2 protein-coding genes are annotated in these 2,780 nt (G+C 61.7%); one reads left to right on the top strand and one right to left on the bottom strand.

From position 1 onward, the window contains the following. Window positions 1-509: 509 nt before the first annotated feature. The gene (locus F3H13_RS16015; RefSeq protein WP_049932645.1) at window positions 510-1,070 is read left to right on the top strand and encodes a TATA-box-binding protein; all 561 of its coding nucleotides are present in this window, start codon (window positions 510-512) and stop codon (window positions 1,068-1,070) included. Between the two features lie 125 nt (window positions 1,071-1,195). Here the strand turns inward: F3H13_RS16015 and F3H13_RS16010 are convergent, their stop codons facing one another. Then, a complete protein-coding gene (locus tag F3H13_RS16010) occupies window positions 1,196-2,401 on the bottom strand; it encodes a Cdc6/Cdc18 family protein (RefSeq protein ID WP_149800002.1) in 1,206 nt (401 codons plus the stop codon). Window positions 2,402-2,780: the final 379 nt, after the last annotated feature.

Below are 2,780 nucleotides of genomic sequence, written 5' to 3'. Positions count from 1 at the left end.
GCTTACGCCGGAGCGCAGGGGGCGTGATCCTCATCGGGTGAGTCGGACGAACCGACTCTGCGAAACCGGGCCGAGTTGAACGGCCCGAGTCCGCGGTGCGTTCTTCGCGTATCAACCGAACGGGCTTATACACTTAAGCACGTCGGAACGCTTCGACCGGCCGCGTCAACGGCCGGTCAGTGCCCCCTCGGCGGGGGCGCCTCGCATCTCATCGAATGCCCGGGTTGTACTTAATCCCGTCGAACCATCTTCTCCACGTCATGCGGTTTCATGGAGCAGTTTACAGCGAGCTGAACGATCGGTGAGGGTTGACGGCGGGAGACGATCAGCGTAATCGAATGATTCGATAGGAACTCGATATCGGGACACATGACAGAAGTAGATCATAAATTCTCGGGCGATAATGGAGTCTCACGCGTACGCGTGATTGAGCAGAACCGTTTCGGGACTGACCGGTTGTTTATACCACGGGCGTTTATAAGGGAGGGGGACACATATAAAAGCGAACGATGACGAACCCTGCAGACTCGATCGAGATTCAGAATGTTGTTGCATCGACGGGTATCGGTCAGGAGCTGGACTTAGAAGCGCTCGCGGAGGACCTCCCGGGAGCGGATTTCAACCCGGACAACTTCCCTGGCCTCGTGTACCGGACCCAGGAGCCGAAGGCGGCCGCGCTCATCTTCCGCTCGGGGAAGATCGTCTGCACGGGCGCGAAGAGCATCGACGACGTCCACGACGCGCTCGGGATCATCTTCGAAAAGCTACGGGGACTCCAGATCCCGGTCGAAGACGATCCGGAGATCACGGTTCAGAACATCGTGTCGAGCGCAGACCTCGGGCATAACCTCAACCTCAACGCCCTCGCGATCGGACTCGGCCTCGAAGACGTGGAGTACGAGCCGGAGCAGTTCCCCGGCCTCGTCTACCGGATGGACGAACCCGAAGTCGTCATCCTCCTCTTCGGGAGCGGAAAGATAGTCATCACCGGCGGCAAGCGGACCGACGACGCCGAGGAAGCCGTCGAGGAGATCGTCGAGCGCATCGAAGGACTCGGCCTGCTCGGCTGACGCGGTGAATCGATCGGTCTGTTCGGAGGCCTCGTCTCGGTGCCGGGGCGGGGATCGAAATCGAACGGCTGGCAATTCGCGTCACGCGGGCGGCAGTCGCTGTCGAACGACCGAGCGCGGTTCGGTTACGTTTCGGCGTCGTCCTGGGTGAGAACCTCTTTGACGACGCTCGGATCCTCGAGAAGTTGGTGTTTCGTGTAGCTCCCCTCGGCGCTGCCGCCGCTGTGTTTCGACTGTTCGATGATATCGAGGAACGCGTGTTCCTTCAGAAGGTCCCGGACGCGTCGCAGAGAAAGGCTGTCAGAGCCCTCCTGTCGGCAGATGTTCTCGTAGATTTCGTACACCCGACTCGTCCGGAAGCCGTCTTGCCGGCCGTTCGAGAGCGAGAGCAGCGCGAGCGCCTGAAGCACGTACCGCGAATGTGGCGTGGACCCGCGGATAAGCTCCCGGAAGCGGTCGGTCTCGGCGCGTTCGCGCGCTTGCGTGACGAACTCCTCGCGGACCGTGGGTTCGCCGTTCGCCTGCGCGATCTCGCCCGCGTACCGGAGGATGTCGATGGCCTTCCGCGCGTCGCCGTGTTCGCGTGCGGCGAGCGCGGCGGCCCGGGGGACCGTCGACGGTTCGAGGACGTCGTCGTGGAACGCGTCCGCACGCGCTTGCATGATCTCCCTGAGCTGATTCGCGTCGTACGGCGGGAAGACGAACTCGCGTTCGCAGAGGCTGGACTTGACGCGCTCGTCCATCCGGTCTTTGTACTGGATCTTGTTACTGATTCCAACGACGCCCAGCTTACAGTCGGTGATCTTTCCGGCCTCGCCCGCGCGGGACAATTGCATCAGGATAGCGTCGTCGTCGAGCTTGTCGATCTCGTCGAGCAGGATCAGGACGACGTCGTACTGCTGGTCGAGGATCCGCCAGAGCCGTTTGTAGTACGTGGAGGTCGAAAGTCCCTTGTCTGGGACGTTGATCCCGGTCTCCTCGGGGTCGTTGACGCCCTCGGCAATGGTCTGGACCGCCTGCGTCTCCGTGGTGTCCTGCGCGCAGTCGACGTAGGCGAACGTCGCTGTGACGCCTTCCTCGCTCGCGGTCGAGACGAGTCGCTTGGAGACGTACTTCGCACACAGCGACTTTCCGGTGCCCGTCTTCCCGTAGATGAGTACGTTGCTGGGGCTCTGACCGAAGATCGCTGGGTTGACCGCCGTCGCCAGGTCAGCGATTTCGTCGTCTCGACCGACGATTCGTCCCTCGCCCGGTAGGTGGCTGATCTCGAGGAGCTCCTTGTTCGCGAAGATGGGATCCTCTCTCGTGAAGAGATCGTCCGCTGCGTCCATGAGAGAGACACCGTGTTTCCGGTGAAATGCGTTCTGCTTCGCGACCGTCTGTGGGGTGGTCGTGAGTCGGGCAGATTGGTGGAGACACACACCGTGTTTCCGGTGAAACGGGGGGTTAAGGGGGTGGTGGGTGGGGCGAGGAGCGGGTGGTGGGTAGGGCAAGGAGCGGGTAGTGGGTAGGGCAAGGAGCGGGCGGTGGGTAGGGCAAGGAGCGGGTAGTGGGATGGAGTCAGGAGCCGGGGAAAAGTGGGTAGTTACTGATTGACATCCTCCTCCGTCTTAACGCGGAGGAATCCCGAGCGGTGGGAGTTTCAGGTTCGCAACCATGACTTCGCCACTTCACGGGAGTTCACATCTAACCCAGTAGTCGTGGTCGGTG

Source organism: Halorubrum xinjiangense, from assembly GCF_900102375.1.
Lineage (GTDB): Archaea > Halobacteriota > Halobacteria > Halobacteriales > Haloferacaceae > Halorubrum > Halorubrum xinjiangense.
The sequence above is the reverse complement of the archived record's forward strand: the minus strand, read 5'-3'. Positions and strand labels throughout refer to the sequence as shown.

What these genes read in the sequence shown, in the direction of transcription:
- F3H13_RS16015 (WP_049932645.1), top strand. Translation starts at nt 510, where the DNA reads ATGACGAACCCTGCAGACTCGATCGAGATTCAGAATGTTGTTGCATCG.
- F3H13_RS16010 (WP_149800002.1), bottom strand. Translation starts at nt 2,401, where the DNA reads ATGGACGCAGCGGACGATCTCTTCACGAGAGAGGATCCCATCTTCGCG.